The 22,067-nt window shown below is 62.3% G+C and carries 20 protein-coding genes; 6 read left to right on the top strand and 14 right to left on the bottom strand.

The annotated features are described in order from the left end of the window. Nucleotides 1-105: 105 nt before the first annotated feature. Nucleotides 106-543: an Lrp/AsnC family transcriptional regulator gene (locus M2S36_RS03570; RefSeq protein WP_085625480.1), complete on the bottom strand. Its 438-nt coding sequence runs from the start codon at nt 541-543 to the stop codon at nt 106-108. A 134-nt stretch (nt 544-677) separates the two neighbouring features. Between M2S36_RS03570 and M2S36_RS03565 the strand changes: the two genes are divergently transcribed. Together M2S36_RS03565 and M2S36_RS03560 are read left to right on the top strand one after the other, a co-directional pair. Continuing rightward, nucleotides 678-1,574: a DMT family transporter gene (locus tag M2S36_RS03565; protein WP_333956718.1), complete on the top strand. Its 897-nt coding sequence runs from the start codon at nt 678-680 to the stop codon at nt 1,572-1,574. 145 nt (nt 1,575-1,719) lie between these two features. Next, nucleotides 1,720-2,646, top strand: coding sequence for a class I SAM-dependent methyltransferase (locus M2S36_RS03560; protein ID WP_087503272.1), 927 nt, complete (start codon nt 1,720-1,722; stop codon nt 2,644-2,646). Nucleotides 2,647-2,770: 124 nt separating this feature from the next. Here the strand turns inward: M2S36_RS03560 and M2S36_RS03555 are convergent, their stop codons facing one another. Both M2S36_RS03555 and M2S36_RS03550 read right to left on the bottom strand, forming a co-directional pair. Continuing rightward, on the bottom strand, nt 2,771-3,772 hold the full coding sequence (locus M2S36_RS03555; protein ID WP_046615020.1) for a sulfate ABC transporter substrate-binding protein: 1,002 nt from the start codon (nt 3,770-3,772) through the stop codon (nt 2,771-2,773). 198 nt (nt 3,773-3,970) lie between these two features. Beyond that, on the bottom strand, nt 3,971-4,792 hold the full coding sequence (locus M2S36_RS03550; protein WP_207829957.1) for an ion transporter: 822 nt from the start codon (nt 4,790-4,792) through the stop codon (nt 3,971-3,973). A gap of 161 nt (nt 4,793-4,953) precedes the next feature. Here M2S36_RS03550 and M2S36_RS25045 point away from each other — a divergent pair, with 161 nt between their 5' ends. Continuing rightward, complete coding sequence (locus tag M2S36_RS25045) at nt 4,954-5,724, top strand: RHS repeat-associated core domain-containing protein (RefSeq protein ID WP_207829959.1); 771 nt, start codon at nt 4,954-4,956, stop codon at nt 5,722-5,724. A gap of 15 nt (nt 5,725-5,739) precedes the next feature. On the opposite strand, the gene M2S36_RS03540 is transcribed toward M2S36_RS25045, so the two are convergent. The 6 genes from M2S36_RS03540 to gcl form a co-directional block, all read right to left on the bottom strand. Beyond that, on the bottom strand, nt 5,740-6,615 hold the full coding sequence (locus M2S36_RS03540) for an urea transporter (RefSeq protein WP_207829962.1): 876 nt from the start codon (nt 6,613-6,615) through the stop codon (nt 5,740-5,742). Nucleotides 6,616-6,802: 187 nt separating this feature from the next. Next, nucleotides 6,803-8,218, bottom strand: coding sequence for a pyruvate kinase (gene pyk, locus M2S36_RS03535; protein ID WP_233686987.1), 1,416 nt, complete (start codon nt 8,216-8,218; stop codon nt 6,803-6,805). Next, entirely contained in the window at nt 8,215-9,489 is a 1,275-nt protein-coding gene (locus M2S36_RS03530; RefSeq protein ID WP_233686986.1) for a glycerate kinase type-2 family protein, read from the bottom strand. The genes pyk and M2S36_RS03530 overlap by 4 nt, the downstream gene beginning before the upstream one ends. Before the next feature lie 243 nt (nt 9,490-9,732). Beyond that, complete coding sequence (locus tag M2S36_RS03525) at nt 9,733-10,626, bottom strand: 2-hydroxy-3-oxopropionate reductase (protein ID WP_233686985.1); 894 nt, start codon at nt 10,624-10,626, stop codon at nt 9,733-9,735. A gap of 177 nt (nt 10,627-10,803) precedes the next feature. After that, nucleotides 10,804-11,586, bottom strand: a complete 783-nt coding sequence (gene hyi, locus M2S36_RS03520; RefSeq protein WP_333956716.1) for a hydroxypyruvate isomerase — start codon at nt 11,584-11,586, stop codon at nt 10,804-10,806. Nucleotides 11,587-11,640: 54 nt separating this feature from the next. Beyond that, nucleotides 11,641-13,416, bottom strand: coding sequence for a glyoxylate carboligase (gene gcl / locus M2S36_RS03515; RefSeq protein ID WP_207829970.1), 1,776 nt, complete (start codon nt 13,414-13,416; stop codon nt 11,641-11,643). Nucleotides 13,417-13,673: 257 nt separating this feature from the next. Between gcl and M2S36_RS03510 the strand changes: the two genes are divergently transcribed. Next, nucleotides 13,674-14,114, top strand: a complete 441-nt coding sequence (locus M2S36_RS03510; RefSeq protein WP_013973539.1) for a GlcG/HbpS family heme-binding protein — start codon at nt 13,674-13,676, stop codon at nt 14,112-14,114. 122 nt (nt 14,115-14,236) lie between these two features. Here the strand turns inward: M2S36_RS03510 and M2S36_RS03505 are convergent, their stop codons facing one another. Next, the gene (locus tag M2S36_RS03505; RefSeq protein WP_013973538.1) at nt 14,237-14,848 is read right to left on the bottom strand and encodes a TetR/AcrR family transcriptional regulator; all 612 of its coding nucleotides are present in this window, start codon (nt 14,846-14,848) and stop codon (nt 14,237-14,239) included. 132 nt (nt 14,849-14,980) lie between these two features. Here M2S36_RS03505 and M2S36_RS03500 point away from each other — a divergent pair, with 132 nt between their 5' ends. Next, nucleotides 14,981-15,895, top strand: a complete 915-nt coding sequence (locus M2S36_RS03500) for a DUF808 domain-containing protein (RefSeq protein WP_207829972.1) — start codon at nt 14,981-14,983, stop codon at nt 15,893-15,895. A 156-nt stretch (nt 15,896-16,051) separates the two neighbouring features. On the opposite strand, the gene M2S36_RS03495 is transcribed toward M2S36_RS03500, so the two are convergent. Next, nucleotides 16,052-17,995: an LTA synthase family protein gene (locus M2S36_RS03495; RefSeq protein ID WP_333956712.1), complete on the bottom strand. Its 1,944-nt coding sequence runs from the start codon at nt 17,993-17,995 to the stop codon at nt 16,052-16,054. 149 nt (nt 17,996-18,144) lie between these two features. On the opposite strand from M2S36_RS03495, the gene M2S36_RS03490 reads away from it, so the two are divergent. Next, entirely contained in the window at nt 18,145-18,459 is a 315-nt protein-coding gene (locus M2S36_RS03490) for a hypothetical protein (RefSeq protein ID WP_233686983.1), read from the top strand. 65 nt (nt 18,460-18,524) lie between these two features. Here M2S36_RS03490 and M2S36_RS03485 read toward each other — a convergent pair whose 3' ends face one another. The 3 genes from M2S36_RS03485 to M2S36_RS03475 form a co-directional block, all read right to left on the bottom strand. Continuing rightward, nucleotides 18,525-19,307: an outer membrane protein OmpK gene (locus tag M2S36_RS03485; protein WP_046615028.1), complete on the bottom strand. Its 783-nt coding sequence runs from the start codon at nt 19,305-19,307 to the stop codon at nt 18,525-18,527. 351 nt (nt 19,308-19,658) lie between these two features. After that, the gene (locus tag M2S36_RS03480) at nt 19,659-20,444 is read right to left on the bottom strand and encodes an outer membrane protein OmpK (RefSeq protein ID WP_075045891.1); all 786 of its coding nucleotides are present in this window, start codon (nt 20,442-20,444) and stop codon (nt 19,659-19,661) included. A 137-nt stretch (nt 20,445-20,581) separates the two neighbouring features. Next, on the bottom strand, nt 20,582-21,937 hold the full coding sequence (locus tag M2S36_RS03475; protein WP_207829976.1) for a nucleobase:cation symporter-2 family protein: 1,356 nt from the start codon (nt 21,935-21,937) through the stop codon (nt 20,582-20,584). Between the last annotated feature and the right edge of the window lie 130 nt (nt 21,938-22,067).

Here is a 22,067-nt window from a genome sequence, read left to right as displayed (position 1 = left end):
CCGCTTCGCGGGCGCGCCCGCACCCACAGGGACCGCACAGCATCCTGGACTGTGGAGATTCTGTGGGAGCGGGCGTGCCCGCGAAGAGGCCGGCACAGGTGAAACTCAGTCCATCGGCGGCAACCGCCGCTTCACCGGGGTCTTCTTGATGATGGCGGTATTGGTCTCGGCCACCGTATAGAGGCGGTCGAGCAGGGTGTCCAGTTGCTCCATCGAGCGTACATGCAGGCGGGCAATGAAGCAGTCTTCGCCAATAACCTTGTCGCACTCGGTGAATTCGGGAATGGCGATGATCTGCCGCTCCACCTCTTGCAACTGCCCCGGTAGCGGGCGGATGCGCACGATGGCCTGCAACTGGTAGCCAAAGGCGCGCGGGTCTACCTCTACGGTGTAACCGCGCAACACGCCGCGCTCCTCCAGGCGGCGCAGGCGTTCGCTGACGCTGGGCGCCGACAGCCCGCTGATTTGCGCCAGGGCCTTGAGCGAGCGGCGCGAGTCTTCCATCAGCGCGTTGATCAGCAGTTGGTCGATGGCATCGGTCATGGTCACCTCGATAAGGTTATTCGCGTGATTTACCTTGATAGTAAAGGCAAGCACCCAGATCTTCCTTCGTTATCCGCTGGAAGGCCGGCCGGCAACCTTTGCATACTGTGTCCATCGTCAACAGGAGGTGTGAGATGGACAGTTCATTGCGTCGTGGCTCGCTGGAAATGGTTGCCGCCATGCTGATTTCCGGGACCATCGGCTGGTTCGTGCTGGTGTCCGGCCAGCCGGTGCTCGAGGTGGTGTTCTGGCGCTGCGTGTTCGGTGCCGTGACCTTGCTGGCGATTTGCGCGGGGTTCGGCTTCCTGCGGCCAGGCGTGATCAGCCGCACCGCATTCCTGCTGGCGATTGCCAGCGGTGTGGCCATCGTCGGCAACTGGGTGCTGCTGTTCGCCTCCTACTCGCGGGCGTCGATTGCCATCGGCACGGCGGTGTACAACGTGCAGCCGTTCATGCTGGTGGGGCTGGCGGCCGTGTTCCTCGGCGAGAAGATCACCCTGCCCAAGGTTACCTGGCTGAGCGTGGCATTCCTCGGCATGCTGGCGATCGTGAGTGCCCATGGTGCGGGGCAGGGTGGCGGTGAGGATTATTTGCTGGGCATTGCGCTGGCGCTGGGGGCGGCCTTCCTGTATGCCATTGCGGCATTGATCATCAAGCGCCTGAGTGGCACGCCGCCGCACCTGATCGCGCTGATCCAGGTGGCCACGGGTGTGCTGTTGCTGGCGCCGTGGGTGAAGCTGGGCGGGTTGCCGGGTGAAGTGCCGGCGCTGGCCAGCCTGGTGACCTTGGGCATGGTGCACACCGGCTTGATGTATGTGCTGCTGTACAGCGCCATCCAGCGCCTGCCCACGGCGTTGACCGGGGCGCTGTCGTTCATTTATCCGATTGCGGCGATTCTGGTGGACTGGGTGGCGTTCGGGCACCGGCTGGCGCCGCTGCAGTGGCTGGGGGTGGCGTTGATCCTGTTGGCGGCAGCGGGGATGCAGCAGGGGTGGTGGTTCCGGCCAGCGCGGGTTGTGGCCGAGGAATGAGGTGGTCTTGCCGGCCTTTTCGCGGGTAAACCCGCTCCCACAGGTGCTGCACATGCTTCGGGCCTGTGGTGATCCTGTGGGAGCGGGTTTACCCGCGAAAGGGCTCGCAAGGTAGAATGCCGCTTTTGCCTGCCTGCGACCCATGATGACTTCGCCGATCCAGACTCTGGAGCAACACCTGCTCGCCGCCCTCGACCCTGCCCCGCAGGAAACCCGCCGCCTGTTCCACGGCCGTGGTCGCTGCTGGGCGGGCCTGGAGCAGGTCACTGTCGACTGGTTGCAAGGGGTGCTGTCGGTCGCCCTGTTCCGCGAGCCGCCTGAAGGCCAGCTGGCCGAACTGGAGGCCATGCTGCGCACGCTCGCCGAGCGCCCGCAGTGGGCTGGCCAGGCCATCCTTGTCCAGCATCGCTACCTGCCCGACAGCCCGGGCCAGTGGCTGCTGGGCGAGCCGTGCCAGCAGCGCGAGGTGGTCGAGGACGGCCTGACCTACCTGCTGGACCTGGGCGTGCGGCAGAACAATGGCCTGTTCCTCGACATGCGCTATGGCCGGCGCTGGGTGCGCGAGCAGGCGGCAGGCAAGCGCGTGCTGAACCTGTTCGCCTACACCTGCGGTTTCTCGGTGGCGGCGATTGCCGGTGGCGCCGAGCAGGTGGTGAACCTGGACATGGCCAAGTCGGCGTTGTCCCGGGGCCGCGACAACCACCGCCTGAATGGCCACGATGCGTCGCGGGTGGCGTACCTGGGGCACGAGCTGTTCAAGTCGTGGGGCAAGGTGCGCAAGTACGGGCCTTACGACCTGATCATCATCGACCCGCCGACCTTCCAGCGCGGTAGTTTTGTGCTGACCCAGGATTACGCGAAGATCCTGCGGCGCTTGCCGGAGCTGTTGAGCGAGGGAGGGACGGTGCTGGCGTGCGTGAACGACCCGGGCATCGGGCCGGAGTTCCTGATCGAGGGAATGGCGGAGCAGGCGCCTTCGCTGGCATTCGTCGAGCGGCTGGAGAACCCGCCGGAATTTCCTGACGTGGACCCGGCGGGCGGCTTGAAGGCCCTGGTATTCCGCCAGGTTTGATGTTGCCCTTGCCGGCCTCTTCGCGGGCACGCCCGCTCCCACCGGTACCGTGCAAAACCTGAGGGCTGTGGGGTACCTGTGGGAGCGGCTTTAGCCGCGAAGAGGCCGGTAAGGCTTACATCAATTACTGATTGTTGGTGTAGATCTGGTCAAACACCCCACCATCATTGAAGTGGGTCTTCTGCACGGTGCGCCAGTCACCAAAGGTCTTCTCCACCGACAGGAAGTCCACTTTCGGGAAGCGGTCGGTGTACTTGGCCAGTACCGTCGCATCACGCGGGCGCAGGTAGTTCTGTGCGGCGATTTCCTGGGCGGCTGGCGACCACAGGTACTTCAGGTATTCCTCGGCCGCGGCCTGGGTGCCTTTCTTCGCCACCACCTTGTCGACCACGCTGACCGGCGGTTCGGCTTCGGCGGAAACGCTCGGGTAGACCACTTCGAACTGGTCGCGGCCAAACTCGCGGGCGATCATCTCGGCTTCGTTCTCGAAGGTCACCAGCACGTCGCCGATCTGGTTGGTCATGAACGTAGTGGTGGCGGCACGGCCACCAGTGTCCAGCACCGGCGCCTGCTTGAACAGCTTGCCGACGAAGTCCTTGGCCTTGTTTTCATCACCGCCTTGCTTGAGCACATAGCCCCAGGCCGACAGGTAGGTGTAGCGGCCGTTACCCGAGGTCTTGGGGTTGGGCACGATCACCTGTACGCCATCCTTGAGCAGGTCGGGCCAGTCTTTCAGCGCCTTGGGGTTACCCTTGCGCACGATGAACACAGTGGCCGAGGTGAACGGCGCGCTGTTGTTCGGCAGGCGGCTTACCCAGTTGTCCGGCACCAGCTTGCCGTTGTCGGCCAGGGCGTTGATGTCGGTGGCCATGTTCATGGTGATGACATCGGCCGGCAGGCCATCGATCACCGCTCGCGCCTGTTTGCTCGAACCGCCGAAGGACATCTGCACGTTGACCTTCTCGTTGTGCTCGGCTTCCCAGTGTTTCTGGAAGGCCGGGTTGTAGTCCTTGTAGAAGTCGCGCATCACGTCGTAGGACACGTTCAGCAGGGTGGGGGCAGCCTGGGCGAAATTGCCCAGGGCAAGGCCTGCGGCGAGCAGCGAGGCGGTGAAGAGTTTTTTCACGTTGCTTCCTTGTTATCGAGAAGGTGTTGGCAGTTTGCCTGCGACTATAGCGGGTGGGTTTGTAGGGTTTAAAGAACAAAAAACACTTTGGTTATGCCACTGCCAGTGCCGGCTTCTTCCGGGTGAACCCGCTCCCACAGGGACCGCACACCACCTGTGGGAGCGGGTTTACCCGTGAAAGGGCCGGTCCGGGCAACATCATTGCTTGGGAAACAGCACATTCCCACATCGGGAACAGAACGCCGCGCCATGCTCATGGTTCTTCTTGCTGCAGGTCGGGCAATCATGCTGCAGCTGCTCCCCGCGCATGGCGTTGGCCAGCTCGGCGGTAAAGATCCCGGTTGGCACGGCAATGATCGAATAACCGGTAATCATCACCAGCGATGACAGCACCTGCCCCAGCGGTGTCTTCGGCACGATGTCGCCAAAGCCCACGGTGGTGAGGGTAACGATGGCCCAGTAGATGCCCTTGGGGATGCTGGTAAAGCCATGCTCAGGCCCCTCGATCACATACATCAAGGTGCCGAACACCGTCACCAGGGTCGATACCGTCACCAGGAACACGATGATCTTCTGCTTGCTGCCGCGCAGTGCCTCCATCAGGTAATGGGCCTGCTTGAGGTACGGGCTGAGCTTGAGCACACGGAAAATCCGCAGCATCCGTATCACGCGGATGATCAGCAGGTACTGGGCGTCGCTGTAGTACAGCGCGATGATCCCCGGCAGGATCGCCAGCAAATCCACCAGGCCATAAAAGCTGAAGGCATAGCGCAGCGGTTTGGGCGAGCAGTACAGGCGGGTGAGGTACTCGGCCAGGAAGATAGCGGTAAAGCCCCACTCGATGCCGGCCAGCAGGCCGGCATAGCCCTGATGCACTTCGTCGATGCTGTCGAGGATGACGGTGACCAGGCTGGCCAGGATGATCAGCAGGAGGATCTTGTCGAAGCGGCGGCCGGCTACGGTGTCGGTCTGGAAGACCATGATGTAGAGGCGTTCGCGCAGGGATTGCGGGGTGGGCATGTGAAGAAGATTCCGGTGGCGTGAAAGTCAAGCCTAGAAGGTCTTTGCCTAGGCTAGCAACGTAACGAAGATCGGAGCCAACCTGGTAGAAATGCCAGTTTCGTTTATCTGCCCTGCGATACAGCATAAGCGTATAGGTGGCGCCGCTTTTGGAGAAGGGAATGAATGATAGGACCGGCTCGGCCCAAAGGACAATCAAGTCATCAGCCTATTCAGTCTATGGCTACTTGGGTAAAGGCATACGTGGTCATCGACTGGGTTACAACGGGCAGTTACTGGATTGCGTAGTGCAGGGGTATCTGCTAGGGAACGGGAATCGAATATACAGCCCGGTTCTGATGCGTTTCTGCAGTCCGGATGTATTGAGCCCTTTCAAGGCCGGAGGGGTAAATGCTTATGCATATTGTGGAGGCGATCCGGTCAATTTCATTGATCCCAAAGGTAGCAACCGATTTGCCAAGAACTGGACGGCTTTCGAACCGGTTTTTAAAAAAATCAACAACACGAAGTTTCGAGTTCAGGGTTTCTCCTATAACCCGGCAGCCCCTGAAGGCAAACGCATCCAGCCGTTTAGGGCAAAGTCGGTGAATGGGATTACTTGGGATCGTCCGGATCCGGATGCAGAGCTCAGTGGACAATTCTATGTAGATAAGGATCGAAGCCTGTTCATCAGTGAGAATTTTGTTCTTGCTGACGATGTTGGTACGAAACCATTGGTACCCACCGAAGAATTAATCAATCAGGGATTCACTCTGCTGGACGTCAATCCCACTCACATAGCACTACGGAAAAATGGCCAAGTGAAACCTGGCTCCAACGTGATTTTCATTAACAGCTCAGGCATGACTGATTACTCGAAACAAGACCTGACCATGCCTGGGCTGGCAGCTGCCATCCGCAAGGGGCGCCCCGGGACACCACCTCTTAGCTAGCAGCCAGCATAATGTTCAGTTGGGGATGCCTTTGCTATTGCGTCGTTCGCCAAACGGTTTGAGGTGGCAGCCCAAGTGCATCAGCCAGCAGGCGGCGACGAAGGGCGCGGTCAGGCCGGGCACCGGTAGCAGCTTGAACAGCGGTTGCAGCAGCAGGGCCAGGGCGATGGCCAGCAGCGTCAGCCACGGCTTTTCACCTTGCCTGCTGAACGCCAGCGCCGCCAGTGCTGCGTTGAAGCCATACAGGCCCAGCCAGGCAGCTTGCGTCTGGTCGGCAAGCAGTGCCACGCCGCCGCCGATGGCCGAACCGATCACTGCCCACATTGCGGCATAGGGGTTGGCGATGAACATGCCGCCGATGATCAGCAAACCGGCCAGGGGCTGGTCGAGCAGGAAGATCTGGCCCACGCCACGCGCCAGGGCATACAGCGGGTCGGCTTCGACGAAGCCGCTGGGCGAGGGGCTGGCGATCAGCAGGGTGGCCCAGCCCAGCAGCACGAAGGGTGCGGTGTAGGCGACCAGCAGTTTGCCGCCGCGCTTGCGCCACTGGTGGGTGATGATGCTGGACAGGCCGCCGGCGGCGATGATCAGTGGCGGCAGGATGGCCGACCAGGGCAGCACGGCGCTGATCAGGATGCCGATCAGCACGCCGTTGTAGCAGTACAGCCCGGCCTGGCGGTCGGCACGGTCGTAGCCGCGTGCCTGGGCGGTGAGCAGGCCGGCCAGGGCGCCGAGCAGGGCGCCGCCGACCAGGTTGGGCGCGGTCAGCAGGATGGCCAGCAGGCAGCACAGGCCGCACAGGGGATTACGCAGCAGCAGCACCTGGCTGAAGCCGTTGAGTAACGCCGTGGCCCAGTCGGGGCACGGGTTGACGAAATTTTTGGTGTACATCGGGGCAGTCAGTGAGGTTGATGGGGCGCGGTGGGCCTCTTTGGGCCTCGGGTTTTCCGCAGTTGGGTGCTACACCACCTACCCTGTGGAAGCGGGCGTGCCCGCGAATGCGTCAGCTCAGGCAACATCGTTGTCCCTGCTGGCCTCTTCGCGGGCACGCCCGCTCCCACAGGCGAGATGCGGTGATTTAGATCAAGGTCTCGATCCGCAGCGTGTTAGTCGAACCTGGCTTGCCGAAAGGCACACCGGCGGTGATCAGCAGGGTGTCGCCGCGGCTGGCCATACCTTGTGCCTGGGCAATCTCCAGCGCGGTGGAAACCACCTCGTCCACCTGGCGCAGGCGGTCGTTGACCACCGAGTGCACGCCCCACGCCACGCTCAGGCGGCGCGCGGTGGCCAGGTTCGGCGTCAGGTTGAGGATCGGTGCCCGTGGCCGCTCGCGTGCCGCGCGCAGGGTCGAGGCGCCCGACTCGCTGTAGTTGACCAGCACCGCCACCGGCAGGATTCCGCTGATACGGCGGATGGCGCAGCTGATGGCGTCCGACACGGTGGCCTCGGCCTTTGGCCGGCCAACATCGAGCTGGGCCTGGTAGTCCGGGCCGTTCTCCACCTGGCGGATGATCTTGCTCATCATCTGCACGGCTTCCAGCGGGTAGTCACCCGAGGCGGTCTCGGCCGACAGCATCACCGCATCGGCACCTTCGGCCACGGCGTTGGCCACGTCGGTGACTTCGGCGCGGGTCGGCGCCGGCGAGAAGCGCATGGATTCGAGCATCTGCGTGGCCACCACCACCGGTTTGCCCAGCTGGCGGCAAGTGCCGATGATGCGTTTCTGGATCTGCGGCACGCTTTCAGCCGGCACTTCCACGCCCAGGTCGCCACGGGCCACCATGATCGCATCCGCAAGTTCCGCGATGGCTTGCAGTTGCTCCACCGCCGATGGCTTCTCGATCTTGGCCATCAGGTAGGCACGGTCACCGATCAGCTGGCGTGCTTCAACAATGTCTTCAGGGCGCTGCACGAACGACAGGGCCACCCAGTCCACGCCCAGCTCCAGGCCGAAGGCCAGGTCGCGGCGGTCCTTTTCGGTGAGCGGGGAGAGGTCGAGCACCGCTTGCGGTACGTTGACGCCCTTGCGGTCGGACAGCTCGCCACCGTTGAGTACTTCGGTGTCGATCGCGTCGCTGTGCTTGGCGGTGACGCGCAGGCGCAGCTTGCCGTCGTCCAGCAGCAGGTCCATGCCCGGCTCGAGGGCGGCGATGATCTCAGGGTGCGGCAGGTTGACCCGGCGGCTGTCGCCCGGGGCCTTGTCCAGATCCAGGCGCAGGGCCTGGCCGCGTTGCAGCTGCACCTTGCCGTCGGCAAAGCGGCCGACGCGCAGCTTCGGCCCCTGCAGGTCCATGAGGATGCCCAGCGGGTAGTTCAGCTGCTGCTCGACTTCGCGGATCCACTGGTAGCGCAGGGCATGGTCGGCATGCTCGCCATGGCTGAAGTTGAGGCGGAAGATGTTCACCCCGGCTTCGACCAGTTGGCGGATGTCGTCGATGCCTTTGATCGCAGGGCCAAGGGTGGCGAGGATTTTGACTTTTTTATCAGGCGTCATGATTGGGCAGTCTCGAGGATCAGGATGGCGCGGAAGTCGTTGACGTTGGTGCGGGTCGGCTCGGTGACGATCAGCGCATCCAGCGCGGCGAAGTAGCCGTAGCCGTTGTTGTTGTCCAGCTCGTCGCTGGCCGACAGGCCCAGGGCTTCGGCGCGGGCGTAGCTGGCCGGGGTCATGAAGGCGCCGGCGTTTTCTTCCGAGCCATCGATGCCGTCGGTGTCACCGGCCAGGGCGTACACGCCCGGCAGGCCCTTGAGGCTTTCGGTGAGGCTGAGCAGGAACTCGGCGTTGCGCCCGCCACGGCCGTTGCCGCGCACGGTCACGGTGGTTTCGCCGCCAGACAGGATCACGCAGGGCGCTTTCAGCGGCTGGCCGTGCTGGACGATCTGCCGGGCGATACCGGCGTGCACTTTGGCCACTTCGCGCGATTCGCCTTCCAGGTCGCCGAGGATCAGTGGGCTGAACCCGGCCTGGCGGGCTTTGACTGCGGCGGCTTCAAGCGATTGCTGAGGTTTGGCGATCAGCTGGAAGTGGCTGCGGGCCAGTGCCGGGTCGTCGGCCTTGACGGTTTCCGAGGCTGGGTTGTTGAGCCAGTCGATAACGGCCTTGGGCGCTTCGATGTTGTAGCGCTTGAGGATGGCCAGGGCATCGGCCGAGGTGCTCGGGTCGGCCACGGTAGGGCCGGATGCGATCACCGTGGCGAGGTCGCCCGGCACATCGGAAATGGCATAGGTGTACACCGTGGCCGGCCAGCAGGCCTTGGCCAGGCGGCCGCCCTTGATCGCCGAGAGGTGCTTGCGCACGCAATTCATCTCGCCGATGGTGGCGCCGGATTTCAGCAGCGCCTTGTTGATCTGCTGCTTGTCGGCCAGGGTCAGGCCTTCGGCGGGCAGGGCCAGCAGCGCCGAGCCACCGCCGGACAGCAGGAAGATGACGCGGTCGTCTTCACTGAGGTTGCTGACCAGTTCCAGCACGCGCTTGGCCACGGCCAGGCCGGCGGCGTCGGGGACCGGGTGGGCGGCTTCGACCACCTCGATCTTCTGGCAGTTGGCGCCATGGCCGTAACGGGTTACGACCAGGCCAGAGACTTCGCCCTGCCAGTTTTTCTCGACCACTTCGGCCATGGCGGCTGCGGCCTTGCCGGCGCCGATGACGATGACCCGGCCGCTGCGGTCGGCGGGCAGGTAGGGTTCGAGGACTTGACGGGGGTGGGCGGCGGCGATGGCTGTGTCGAACAGCTCGCGGAGAATTTTTTGCGGATCGACCGACATGGCAGGCTCCCAATTATTGTTGTTCTGCAGAATCAAAAACGCCCCTGGAACTGCCTCCGTGCAGGCCGAACCAGGGGCGGGTGTTGCTCGGTACCACCTTTGAACCTGTGGTCGCAGGTTCAAAGGTGTTGGCTTCTTCGCGGGTAAACCCGCTCCCACAGGGGCCTCACAGAGGCTGAAGACGGCGTAAAACCTGTGGGAGCGGGTTCACCCGCGAAGAGGCCGGTGAAGGCTAAAAATTACTTACTTGTCGTCGCGGATCGAGAAGTTGGCCATGTGCTCCAGGCCTTTGATCAGCGCCGAGTGGTCCCAGTTGCCGCCACCCAGGGCCTGGCAGGTGTTGAACACTTGCTGGGCATTGGAGGTGTTGGGCAGGTTGATGCCCAGTTCCTTGGCACCTTGCAGGGCCAGGTTCAGGTCCTTCTGGTGCAGGTTGATGCGGAACCCTGGGTCGAAGGTGCCCTTGATCATGCGCTCGGCGTGCACTTCAAGGATTTTCGACGAGGCGAAGCCGCCCATCAGTGCTTCACGTACCTTGGCCGGGTCGGCGCCGTTCCTGGCGGCGAACAGCAGGGCTTCGGCAACGGCCTGGATGTTCAGGGCAACGATGATCTGGTTGGCCACCTTGGCGGTCTGGCCGTCGCCATTGCCACCGACGCGGGTGATGTTCTTGCCCATGGCTTCGAACAGCGGCAGGGTGCGCTCGAAGGCTTTCGGGCAGCCACCGACCATGATGCTCAGGGTCGCAGCCTTGGCGCCGACTTCGCCGCCGGACACCGGGGCGTCCAGGTAGGCAGCGCCGGTAGCCTTGATTTTCTCGGCAAAGGCTTTGGTAGCGGTAGGGGAGATCGAGCTCATGTCGATCACCACCTTGTTCGGACCCACGCCTTCGGCCACGCCGTTGTCACCGAACAGGACGCTCTCGACCTGTGGGGTGTCGGGGACCATGACGATGATGAACTCGGCTTCCTGGGCAACTTCTTTCGGGTTGGCCAGGGCCACGGCACCGGCGGCGATCAGGTCGACCGGGGCAGCGTCGTGGTGAGTGGAAACGAAGATGCTGTGACCTGCTTTCTGCAGGTTCTGAGCCATGGGCTTGCCCATGATGCCGGTGCCGATGAAACCGATTTTAGCCATGAGAGATTACCTCGTTGTATTTGTTGAATCTCAATGGGGCAGGCTGCACGGGCCCCCTGTGGGAGCGGGTTCACCCGCGAAGCAGGCAACGCGGTGGATGGCACCGGCTTCGCCGGTGTTCGCGGGTGAACCCGCTCCCACAGTGTCCTGCGTCTCGCAGAGGGCTGTGCTTAGCCTTCAGATTGCATTGTGCGTCTTCAGCCAGCCCAGGCCCGCTTCGGTGGTGGTCAGCGGCTTGTACTCCGCGCCCACCCAGCCCTGGTAGCCGATGCGGTCCAGGTGCTCGAACAGGAAGCGGTAGTTGATTTCGCCGGTGCCTGGCTCGTTGCGGCCGGGGTTGTCGGCCAGCTGGATGTGATTGATCAGTTTCAGGGTGGCTTCCATGGTGCGAGCCAGGTCACCTTCCATGATCTGCATGTGGTAGATGTCGTACTGCAGGAACAAGTTGTCGCTGCCCACTTCTGCCTGGATTTCCAGGGCCTGTTTGGTGGTGTTCAGGTAGAAGCCGGGGATGTCGCGGGTGTTGATCATTTCCATGACCAGGCGGATCCCGGCGGCTTTGAGCTTGTCGGCGGCGTAGCGCAGGTTTTCCACGAAGGTCTTGCGCACGGTGGCGCAGTCCGGGCCTTGTGGGCGAATGCCGGCCAGGGCGTTGACCTGGGTGTTGCCCAGTACCTTGGCGTATTCGATGGCCTTGTCGACCCCGGCGCGGAATTCTTCGACGCGGTCAGGGTGGCAGGTGATACCGCGCTCACCCTTCGACCAATCGCCCGCCGGCAGGTTGAACAGCACTTGGGTCAGGCCGTTGGCGTCCAGCTGCTGCTTGATTTCGGCTGCGCTGAAATCGTACGGGAAGAGGTATTCGACGCCGCTGAAACCAGCATCGGCGGCAGCCTTGAAGCGGGCCAGGAAGTCCTGTTCGGTGAACAGCATGGACAGGTTGGCAGCGAAGCGAGGCATGAGTTGTCTCCTTGCGATGAAGGCCCCCAGGACGTGCCTGGGGGCGTCAGGCGATCAGTCCAGTAGCGAGATGGCGGTTGGCGCGTCGTTGCCGACCAGGGCCAGGTCTTCGAACTCGTTGACCGCGTTGATCTCGGTGCCCATGGAAATGTTGGTCACACGTTCGAGAATCACTTCGACCACCACCGGCACGCGGAACTCTTCGGCCATCTTCTGGGCCTTGAGCAGGGCAGGGGCGATCTCGGCCGGCTCGAACACGCGGATGGCCTTGCAGCCCAGGCCTTCGACCACGGCAACGTGGTCGACACCGTAGGTGGCGGCGTCGGTCGAGTTGATGTTCTCGAACGCCAGTTGTACACAGTAATCCATGTCGAAGCCACGTTGCGCCTGGCGGATCAGGCCCAGGTAGGCGTTGTTCACCAGTACGTGCACGTAAGGCAGGTTGAACTGCGCACCCACCGCCAGCTCCTCGATCATGAACTGGAAGTCGTAGTCACCCGACAGCGCGACCACCTTGCGCTTCGGATCGGCTTTCACCACGCCCAGGGCGGCAGGGATGGTCCAGCCCAGCGGGCCGGCCTGGCCGCAGTTGATCCAGTGGCGTGGCTTGTACACGTGCAGGAACTGCGCGCCGGCGATCTGCGACAGGCCGATGGTGCTGACGTAGCAGGTGTCCTTGCCGAATACCTGGTTCATCTCTTCGTACACGCGCTGCGGCTTGACCGGCACGTTGTCGAAGTGGGTCTTGCGCTGCAGGCTGGCCTTGCGCTGCTGGCAGTCTTCCAGCCAGGCCTTGCGGCACTTCAGCTTGCCGGCGGCTTTCCACTCGCGGGCCACTTCGAGGAACACGTCCAGTGCCTTGCCGGCGTCGGAAACGATACCCAGGTCCGGGGTGAACACACGGCCGATCTGGGTCGGTTCGATGTCCACGTGCACGAACTTGCGGCCTTCGGTGTAGACGTCGACCGAGCCGGTGTGGCGGTTGGCCCAGCGGTTGCCGATACCGAACACCAGGTCGGATTTCAGCAGGGTGGCGTTGCCGTAGCGGTGCGAAGTCTGCAGGCCGACCATGCCGACCATCTGTGCGTGGTCGTCCGGGATGGTGCCCCAGCCCATCAGGGTCGGGATTACCGGTACGCCGGTCAGTTCGGCGAACTCGACCAGCTTGTCGCTGGCGTCGGCGTTGATGATGCCGCCACCGGCAACCAGCAGTGGGCGCTCGGCGTCATTGAGCAGGGTCAGGGCTTTCTCGGCCTGTACGCGGGTGGCGGACGGCTTGTGCACTGGCAGCGGTTCGTAGGCGTCGATGTCGAACTCGATTTCGGCCATCTGCACGTCGAACGGCAGGTCGATCAGTACCGGGCCTGGGCGGCCGGTGCGCATTTCATGGAAGGCCTTCTGGAAGGCGTAAGGCACCTGGCCTGGCTCCAGAACGGTAGTGGCCCACTTGGTGACCGGCTTGACGATGTTGGTGATGTCGACGGCCTGGAAGTCTTCCTTGTGCAGGCGGGCACGTGGAGCCTGGCCGGTGATGCAGAGAATCGGGATGGAGTCGGCGGAGGCACTGTACAGGCCGGTGACCATGTCGGTGCCGGCTGGGCCGGAGGTGCCGATGCACACGCCGATGTTGCCCGGGTTGGCACGGGTGTAACCCTCAGCCATGTGCGAGGCGCCTTCGACGTGACGAGCGAGGACGTGATCGATGCCACCGACTTTCTTCAGGGCCGAGTACAACGGGTTGATGGCAGCCCCCGGGATGCCGAACGCGGTATCTACACCTTCACGGCGCATGACCAGAACGGCTGCATCGATTGCTCTCATTTTGCTCATGGTTTGTGCCTCATCGATTTTGTAATTGTATACAACTTGCTTTGTGCCAGAGTGTATTCACGGCTGGCCGCTCAGGTCAACGGGTTTTCGTCGGCGGATGTCGCTTTCGTTCGAGCGCCCATGAAAACGGAGGTTTGCGTCATCGCATACGATCGTTTCAAAATATTGTATACAAAAACATCTTTCGTTGTGTTCTATTTGCTCTATCGGTTTTCAACTGCCCTCAGGGCTTCTCACAACAAGAAGAGGACCTTTTCATGAACGCTTTGAACCTGAAAGTCGCGGTCAGCCTGGTGAATGCCGCGCTGGCGGCGGGCCGCAAGATCAACGCCGCGCCACTGACCGTGGCGGTGCTGGATGCCGGTGGCCACTTGCTGGCGCTGCAACGCGAGGATGGCGCCAGCCTGATCCGGCCGGAGGTAGCCACCGGCAAGGCCTGGGGGGCGATTGCCCTGGGCAAGGGCTCGCGCTTGCTGGCGCTGGACGCGCAGCAACGGCCGGCGTTTTTTGCCGCGCTGAACGGGCTGGGCGAGCGGCCGGTGGTGCCGGCACCGGGTGGCGTGCTGGTGCGTGATCAGGATGGCAAGGTGCTGGGTGCGGTGGGGATCAGCGGCGATACGTCGGATATCGACGAGCAGTGCGCGATCAGTGCGATCGAGGAGGTGGGGTTGAAGGCGGATGCGGGTGTAGCAGCCTGAGTCTCTATTGCCTGTTCCGGCCTATTCGCGGGTGAACCCGCTCCCACAGGATCATCACAGGCTTGAAGCTCGTGGTGTCCCTGTGGGAGCGGGTTCACCCGCGAGGAAGCCAGCGCCGGGGCTCAGGCTACCTCGGGCTCACAGCCCTTGAGCACCATGCGGATGATGGTCTCGGCTGCCGCGTCATAATCGCTGTCGGCCAGCTTGGCCTTGCCGGTCACCGCGGAAATCTGCCAGTCGAAATCGGCATAGGTCTGGGTCGCTGCCCAGATGCTGAACATCAGGTGATGCGCGTCCACATGGGCGATCTGCCCGCGGTCGATCCAGCGCTGGATGCACTCGATGTTATGCCGCGCCTGCTCGTTCAGCTGCGCCACCTGGTTCGGCGACAGGTGCGGGGCGCCGTGCATGATCTCGCTGGCGAACACCTTGGACGCATGCGGCAGGTCGCGGGAAATGCGGATCTTCGAGCGAATGTACGCACTCAGCACTTCTTTCGGGTCGCCGTCGGCATTGAACGGGGTCGACGCCTGCATGATCGGTGCGATGATACTTTCCAGGACCTCGCGGTAGAGGTTGTCCTTGGATTTGAAGTAGTAATACACGTTCGGCTTGGGCAGGCCGGCCTTGGCCGCGATATCGCTGGTCTTGGTGGCGGCGAAGCCCTTGTCGGCGAATTCCTCGCTGGCCGCGCGCAGGATCAGTTCCTTGTTGCGCTCGCGAATGGTGCTCATGGTCAGGGATCTTCCTCGTGTCTGGCCACCTCTAAGAGGGATCGGGCATGGTAGCACCGGGCTTGACGGGCGCTCAAGGCAGCGGCTTTGGGCTAGAATCCTGGGCACTTATTCTTCTGGATGCAGGCAAACATGGCAGGAAGCAGTCTACTGGTACTGATCGACGACATTGCCACGGTGCTCGATGACGTCTCGGTGATGACCAAGGTGGCGGCGAAAAAGACCGCAGGCGTGCTCGGCGATGACCTGGCGCTGAACGCCCAGCAGGTCACCGGGGTACGTGCCGAACGCGAGATCCCGGTGGTGTGGGCGGTAGCCAAGGGCTCGATGGTGAACAAGGCCATCCTGGTGCCGGCGGCGCTGCTGATCAGTGCGTTCATCCCCTGGGCGGTGACGCCGCTGTTGATGCTGGGCGGTGCCTACCTGTGCTTCGAGGGCTTCGAGAAGCTGGCGCACAAGTTCTTGCATAGCAAGGCCGAGGATGACGCCGAACATGCAGCGCTCAAGGAGGCAGTGGCCGATGCCAATGTCGACCTGGTGGCATTCGAGAAAACCAAGATCAAGGGTGCGGTGCGTACCGACTTCATCCTGTCGGCGGAAATCATCGCCATTACCTTGGGCATTGTCGCTGACTCACCGTTGAGCCAGCAGATCATCGTGCTGTCCGGGATCGCCATTGTCATGACCATCGGCGTATACGGGCTGGTGGGTGGCATCGTCAAGCTCGATGACCTGGGGTTGTGGCTGACCCGGAAGGCGTCGCGCCTGGCCCAGGCGGTCGGTAACGGCATCCTGCGGACCGCGCCATACATGATGAAGAGCCTGTCGGTGATCGGCACGGCGGCCATGTTTCTGGTCGGTGGCGGGATTCTGGTACATGGCATCGAGCCGCTGCATCATGCCATCGAGGCGTTCAGCGAAGGGCGTGGCGGGGCATTGACCGTGGCGCTGCTCAACGGCGGTGTCGGGGTTGTGGCCGGTGCGGTGGTGCTGGCGGTGGTGGCGGTGGTCGGGAAGCTGTGGCGGTTGGTTCGGCCGGCCACCTGAGTTGCATGGCCGGGGCGTTGCCCCGGTTCGCGGGTAAACCCGCTCCCACAGGGGGGCGCATTTCTTGAGGTCGGCGCCAAGCCTGTGGGAGCGGGCAAGTCGATGCGTCGAACCGCCGCGAACACCGGCGAGGCCGGTGCCATCCACCGAGTTGGTTTACTGTTCGGCCACCGCACCTTGCTCCTGCGGCTTCCACGCCAGCAGGCCCTTGCTGAAGTCGTTGGCAGCACTCTGGTAGTAGGCAATTGCCCGGCGTACCAGCGGGTTGTCACTGTCCACTGTCGTTTCCCGGCTGTTGCCCAAGGCATCCTGGTGCACACGCATGCCGCCGCGTGGGCTGAGGATTGCCAGGTCCTTGCCGTCGAACAGCCCCAGGTGCTGGTAGTTGCCGATCAGCACGCGTGGCGGCAGCTGCTCTTCGCGCAGCAGGTCACGGCCGAAGAAGGTCGAGGTGTAGCTCAGGTTGAGCAGGCCGAGCAGGGTTGGTGCCAGGTCGATCTGGCTGGCCAGCTGTGCGTCTTCGCGCGGGGTGATCAGCTTGGGTGCGTAAATCCACAACGGGATCTGGTAATTGCTGACCGGCAGGTCTTCCACGCCGGCGCTGCCAGCGGTGTGGTCGGCGACGAACACGAACAGCGTGTTGTCGAACCATGGCTTGCCCTTGGCTTCCTGCAGGAACTGCGCAATGGCATGGTCGGTGTATTTCACCGCGCCTTCGCGGCCATCGCCCGACGGAATGTCGATGCGGCCGTCCGGGTAGGTGTAGGGACGGTGGTTGGAGGTGGTCATCAGCTGCAGGAAGAACGGCTGCTGCCTGGCATGGTCGGCATCGGCCAGTTTCAGCGTCTGCCGGTACAGGTCTTCGTCGGCCATGCCCCAGGCGTTCTTGAAGCTGATCTCGCTCTCGTCGACGCTGCTCTGGTCGACGATGCGATAACCGTTGCCGCTGAAGAAGGCGTTCATGTTGTCGAAGTAGCCGCGCCCGCCATAGACGAATACGGTGTCATAACCAACAGCCTTCAACTGCTGACCGAGGCTGCCATAGCCGCTTTCACGGCCGATGCGCTTGACGATCGAGCGGCCCGGGGTGGGCGGAATCGACAGGGTAATGGCTTCCAGGCCACGGTCGGTACGGGTCCCGGTGGCGTAGAAGTTGTTGAAGTACAGGCTGTGCTGGCGTAGCACGTCCAGGTTGGGTGTAAGGTTGCGCGGGTCGCCGTTGCTGCCCATGTACTTGGCGCTGAAGCTCTCGATGGTGACCAGGATGATGTTCGGCTTGCGTGGCTCGCCGCTGGCACTGATTTGGCGGCGAATGTCCTCGTGCTCGCTGGCTTTGAACTGCGCGTTGGGCTCGGCCAGTTCCTGGTGCATGTGCGCGCCGACTTCGCTGGCGTCGAGGCTGGCGTAGAACTGGGTGTAGTTGAGTTCGTTGTTACGGAACGCGGCAAAGAACTGGTAGGGGCCGTTGCTCGCCAGTTCGCGCTGGTAGGCATTGCCGCCTTGGCCGCGGGGGAACTGCTGGTCGACCAGCAGCATGCTCGGCCCGCCCAGCACTGCCAGTAGCGCAATACCGCCCAGGCGCTGGCGCAGGTTGGCGCCGGGCGCGGCGAGGGCCTGGGCCAGCGGTTTGCGCAGGATCAGCGCGAGCAGCACGGCAACTACGGCGATGCTGCCCAGCAGGGTAGGCAGCGGGTAGGACTCGCGGATGTTGTCCAGCACTTCCTTGGAATACACCAGGTAGTCGACGGCGATGAAATTGAAGCGTACCCCGAACTCGTCCCAGAACAGCCACTCGGCCACTGCGACGAACAGCATCACGAACAGGCTGACGATCAGCACGCCGCCCATCAGCCGGCGATGCAGGCCCGTGCGCCACAGCGCGGCCGGGCAAAGTGCCAGGTACAGCCCCAAAGGCAGGGCGGCGTAGGTGAGGAAGGTCAGGTCGTACACGGCACCACTGACGAATAACAAGAAGTAGTCGCCATGTACTTCATCCAGGTGGGTGACCAGCAATACCAGGCGGGTCAGCGCGAAGATACCAAACCATAGTGAGCAAACTAACAGAAGATACCGCCAAGGGGCGGAGAGGGAGGTACGCATTAAGTGGGCCTGTTTTCTTTTTTGAGTGCAGAAGACAAGCATCTTAATTGGCGATGTGCAAAAAAATCGTCAAGAAATAGCAGGGGCTGAACGGAATTTAGGACTTATAGTCAGTGCTTTGATTTTTCTACAGGTCGGGAGGTGAAATCATGTTTGGAAAAGTATTGACTTACGATGTCTACCACCTGGCGCTGTACCTGTGCACGGCCTTGGCCTGGGGTGCCGTAGGCCTGTGGTTGCTGTTGCGCGGGACGGGGGCGCCGGCATTGTACAAGTGCTGCGCAATGTTCGGCCTGATATTGGCGATCGGCAGCATCATGCTGGTGCTGGATATCTTGCGCGTGCTTGAACACTGGCAGGTGGAGTCGGGGCTTTTGCTGTTTGGCGTGCTGTTGCCGTGTGTACTTGCTTTGACTTTCAAGACAAGTCATGGAGGACGTAAGATTAATCTTAATAAGTTGTAGGAGAGTTCTTACAAGGATGGGCGTGACAGCGCGTGGATAACCTCGCGCTGTCACGATTCAGCACATCAGAAGTGCACTTTTACCAGGAAACTCATGGTGTTCTGGTCGGTGGTGAAGGCATCGCTGTCCTTGATGCCGTACTTGTTCTTCCAGTAGTCGTACTCCACACCCACATACAGCTGCTTCTCGCCCAGGTGCAAGGCCTTGCCCAGGTCATACTTGATCTGCGGGTTGAAGTGCAGGTTGGCCTGGTAGGTACCGCGGCGGTTCTCGTCGTTGTCGACCACCCAGTCCATGAAACCGTCGATCAGCACGTCGGACGAACCGACCGGAATGGTGTACGACCACACCGGGGTGATCTGCCACACGTTGTCGCCGGCGCGGCTGCCGTCGGTGGTGCGGTTGTAGAAGTTCAGCTGGAAGTAGTCGAAGCCAGGGATGTCCAGGTCGAAGCCAGGGCCGATCAGGTACGACTCGGTATCACCTTCGCCGAACTCGTAGGTCATCGCCAGCAGCACGTCCTTGACCGGGCCGAACGCCAGCTTCTGGTCGAAGATCTTGCCGAACGACAGGCGCGGGCTGATTTCGCCGTAGTAGGTGTTCGGGCCATTGCCCTCATCTTTCTGGCCCTGGTAGAAGATCTTGTCGACAAAGATGAAGTTATCGCCGTACTTCCAGCCATCGGCGTGCTCGAAGGTGACGGTTTGCTGGATCGACGGGTTGACCTTGAAGTTCTTGCCCCACAGGTAGGTCAGGCTGTTGTTCTGCCATTGCAGCAGGTCGCCGCCGAAGGTGGTGCCACAGGCCAGCAGGCCGCCGGCGAGGATCAGGCTGTTGATGGTACGCATTGCGAGTGTCGCTCCCTTGATTGGTCTATTGTCAGCGTTTGTTTTGGCGCTTTTTTGTCTTTCGAGTCAGCTTTTTTCGATGGGCCACAGCTGTTTGGCAAGGGTTGAGCCAACTTTCCTGGGCTGGCAAAACCTTCCTGCTCGACTTCGTTCTGAACGGATGAAAAGGGTCTTTCAGGCTGGCAACACGTTGGCCAACCGCCCGTATTCATTGACTGAGCGGTCAGTAAACGCAGGCAGAATCCCTCCTGCCCTGATCGAGGGGGCGCGCAGATTACTGGCTTGCGCGCCTTGCCTCAAGTGCTCCGTCCTGGAGCAGAGTGGAACAAACTTGTGCGTTTGGTCAGTTTTTTAGAAGTGCACCTTGATCAGGGCACTGGTGACGCTCTGGTTACTGTCGATGTTGCCTTGGCTGTCGATGCCGTACTTGTCCTTCCAGTAGCTGTATTCGATGCCCACGTACAGCTGCTTGGCGCCAAGGTTCAGGGCTTTGCCCAGGTCGTACTTGACCTGTGGGTTGAACTGCAGGTTGGCGTGGTAGGTGCCACGGCGGGTCTGGTCGTTGTCGACCACCCAGTCCATGTAACCGTCGATCAGAATGTCGGATTTGCCCACCGGGATGGTGTACGAGAAGGCCGGGGTGATCTGCCAGACGTTGTCACCGGGGCGGCTACCTTCGGTGTTACGCAGGTAGAAATTGAGAGTGAAGTAGTTGAAGCCGGGGATATCCAGGTCGAAGCCGGGGCCGATCAGGTAGGCCTCGTTGTCGCCCTCGCCACGCTCGTAGGTCATGGCCAGCAGCACATCCTTGATCGGGCCGAATGCCAGCTTTTGGTCGAAGATCTTGCCGAACGACAGGCGTGGGCTGAACTCGCCGTAGTAGCTGGTCACGCCTTTGCCCGGGTCGGGCTTGCCGTTGTAGAAGACCTTGTCGACGAACATGAAGGTGTCGCCGTACTTCCATTTGTTGGCGTGCTCGAAGGTTACCGTCTGCTGGATGCGTGGGTTGACCTTGAAGTCCTTGCCGTACAGGTAGGTCAGGCTTTCGCCATGCCACTGCAGCCATTCGCCAGCATGGGCGGGGAGGGTGGCCAGCAGGCTGCTGCCCAGCAAGAGGGACGAGGTGATGCGTTTCATGTTGTGGTTCCCGGACTTATTGTTTTTGTTGGATTTATTTGGCGCGCAGGCGCCCCGGACGGCCCATTCCGGCGGGCCGACGGTGAAGCATTTACGGCGAGGTCAAGGCGGGGGCGACAGCGCGCCGCCCCCTTTGCTCAATGCTGGTGACAGACTTCGTTGTGCACCGCGCGGTCGGCGCCACCGAGGATGTTGAACAGTACGTTCAACACCAGGGCACTGACCGTGGCCATGGCGATGCCACTGTGGGTGATGGGTTCCATCCACTGGGGCATCTGGGCGAAGAACTCCGGTCGCACCACGGGGATCAGCCCGAAGCCGACGCTCACCGCAACCAGCAGCTGGTTGCGACGGTCGCCGATGTCCGCCTCCTGGAGAATCTTGATCCCGGTGGCGGTGACCATGCCGAACATGGCGATGGACGCGCCGCCCAGTACCGCAGGCGGGATCGAGGCAATCAGGAAGGCCGCCTTGGGCAGCAGGCTGAGCAGGATCAGCAGCGCACCGGCCACGATGGTGACGTAGCGGCAGCGCACCCCGGTCATCTGCACCAGGCCGATGTTCTGGGCGAAGGAGGAGTGGGTGAAGGTGTTGAAGAAGCCGGCGATGAACGACGCACCGGCATCGCACAGCAGGCCGCGACGCAGCATCCCGGGGGTCACTTCGCGATCGGTCACCTTGCCCAGGGCCAGGAACATGCCGGTGGACTCGACGAAGATGATCACCACCACCAGGCACATGGACAGGATCGGCGCCAGGCTGAAGGTCGGCATGCCGAAGTGCAATGGGGTCACCACTTGCAGCCACGGTGCGTCGTTCAGGCCCGACAGGTCGACCATGCCGATGGAACCGGCCAGGATGTAGCCCAGGCCCATGCCCACCAGCACCGACACGTTGACCCAGAAGCCGCGCATGAAACGGTTGATCAGCAGGATTACCGCCAGCACCAGGCCGGCCACCAGCAGGTAGATCGGCGAGCCGAAGGTGTCTGCCTGGTGGCCGCCACCGGCCCAGTTGACTGCAACCGGGAACAGCGACAGGCCAATCGAGGTGATCACCGTGCCGGTGACCAGTGGCGGGAAGAAGCGTACGACCTTGGACATGAACGGCGCGATCAGCATGCCGAAGAACCCGGCGGCGATGGTCGCGCCGAAGATCCCCTGCAGGCCCACGCCGGGCATGCCGGCCATGGCCACCATGCTGCCGACGGCAGCGAAACTGGCACCCATCATCACCGGCATGCGGATGCCCACCGGGCCGATGCCGAATGACTGGATGATGGTAGCGACGCCGGCGACCAGCAGGTCGGCGTTGATCAGGAAAGCGACTTCTTCACGGGACAACCCGGCGGCCTGGCCGATGATCAACGGCACGGCGATCGCGCCGCCGTACATCAGCAGAACGTGTTGCAGGCCAACCAGGATCAGTTGGAACAGGGGCAAGGGCTCGCGCGGCGGCGCAACTGGGATGTACGCCTTGCGTGACTCGGACATGCAGCACCTCGAGTTTTGTTTTTATTCTCGGATCCAAGCGGCAGCGCCAGGCGGCAGGCTCCCGGTGAAGAGAGCCTGGGGTTCCCGCCTGACGCTGAACGCTCGATGCTTGCTTGTTGCGTGAATCTTC

The sequence above is a fragment of the Pseudomonas sp. SF2 genome, assembly GCF_036858055.1.
Taxonomy (GTDB): Bacteria; Pseudomonadota; Gammaproteobacteria; order Pseudomonadales; family Pseudomonadaceae; genus Aquipseudomonas.
Note: the sequence above shows the minus strand (reverse complement) of the source record. Positions and strands in the feature narration are given on the sequence as shown.

Coding starts and splice junctions, on each gene's coding strand:
- M2S36_RS03485 (WP_046615028.1), bottom strand. CDS start 19,307: ATGCGTACCATCAACAGCCTGATCCTCGCCGGCGGCCTGCTGGCCTGT.
- M2S36_RS03560 (WP_087503272.1), top strand. CDS start 1,720: ATGACTTCGCCGATCCAGACTCTGGAGCAACACCTGCTCGCCGCCCTC.
- M2S36_RS03510 (WP_013973539.1), top strand. CDS start 13,674: ATGAACGCTTTGAACCTGAAAGTCGCGGTCAGCCTGGTGAATGCCGCG.
- M2S36_RS03540 (WP_207829962.1), bottom strand. CDS start 6,615: ATGTACACCAAAAATTTCGTCAACCCGTGCCCCGACTGGGCCACGGCG.
- M2S36_RS03505 (WP_013973538.1), bottom strand. CDS start 14,848: ATGAGCACCATTCGCGAGCGCAACAAGGAACTGATCCTGCGCGCGGCC.
- hyi (WP_333956716.1), bottom strand. CDS start 11,586: ATGCCTCGCTTCGCTGCCAACCTGTCCATGCTGTTCACCGAACAGGAC.
- M2S36_RS03495 (WP_333956712.1), bottom strand. CDS start 17,995: ATGCGTACCTCCCTCTCCGCCCCTTGGCGGTATCTTCTGTTAGTTTGC.
- M2S36_RS03475 (WP_207829976.1), bottom strand. CDS start 21,937: ATGTCCGAGTCACGCAAGGCGTACATCCCAGTTGCGCCGCCGCGCGAG.
- gcl (WP_207829970.1), bottom strand. CDS start 13,416: ATGAGCAAAATGAGAGCAATCGATGCAGCCGTTCTGGTCATGCGCCGT.
- M2S36_RS03500 (WP_207829972.1), top strand. CDS start 14,981: ATGGCAGGAAGCAGTCTACTGGTACTGATCGACGACATTGCCACGGTG.
- M2S36_RS03570 (WP_085625480.1), bottom strand. CDS start 543: ATGACCGATGCCATCGACCAACTGCTGATCAACGCGCTGATGGAAGAC.
- M2S36_RS03550 (WP_207829957.1), bottom strand. CDS start 4,792: ATGCCCACCCCGCAATCCCTGCGCGAACGCCTCTACATCATGGTCTTC.
- M2S36_RS25045 (WP_207829959.1), top strand. CDS start 4,954: ATGAATGATAGGACCGGCTCGGCCCAAAGGACAATCAAGTCATCAGCC.
- M2S36_RS03480 (WP_075045891.1), bottom strand. CDS start 20,444: ATGAAACGCATCACCTCGTCCCTCTTGCTGGGCAGCAGCCTGCTGGCC.
- M2S36_RS03490 (WP_233686983.1), top strand. CDS start 18,145: ATGTTTGGAAAAGTATTGACTTACGATGTCTACCACCTGGCGCTGTAC.
- M2S36_RS03565 (WP_333956718.1), top strand. CDS start 678: ATGGACAGTTCATTGCGTCGTGGCTCGCTGGAAATGGTTGCCGCCATG.
- M2S36_RS03525 (WP_233686985.1), bottom strand. CDS start 10,626: ATGGCTAAAATCGGTTTCATCGGCACCGGCATCATGGGCAAGCCCATG.
- pyk (WP_233686987.1), bottom strand. CDS start 8,218: ATGACGCCTGATAAAAAAGTCAAAATCCTCGCCACCCTTGGCCCTGCG.
- M2S36_RS03530 (WP_233686986.1), bottom strand. CDS start 9,489: ATGTCGGTCGATCCGCAAAAAATTCTCCGCGAGCTGTTCGACACAGCC.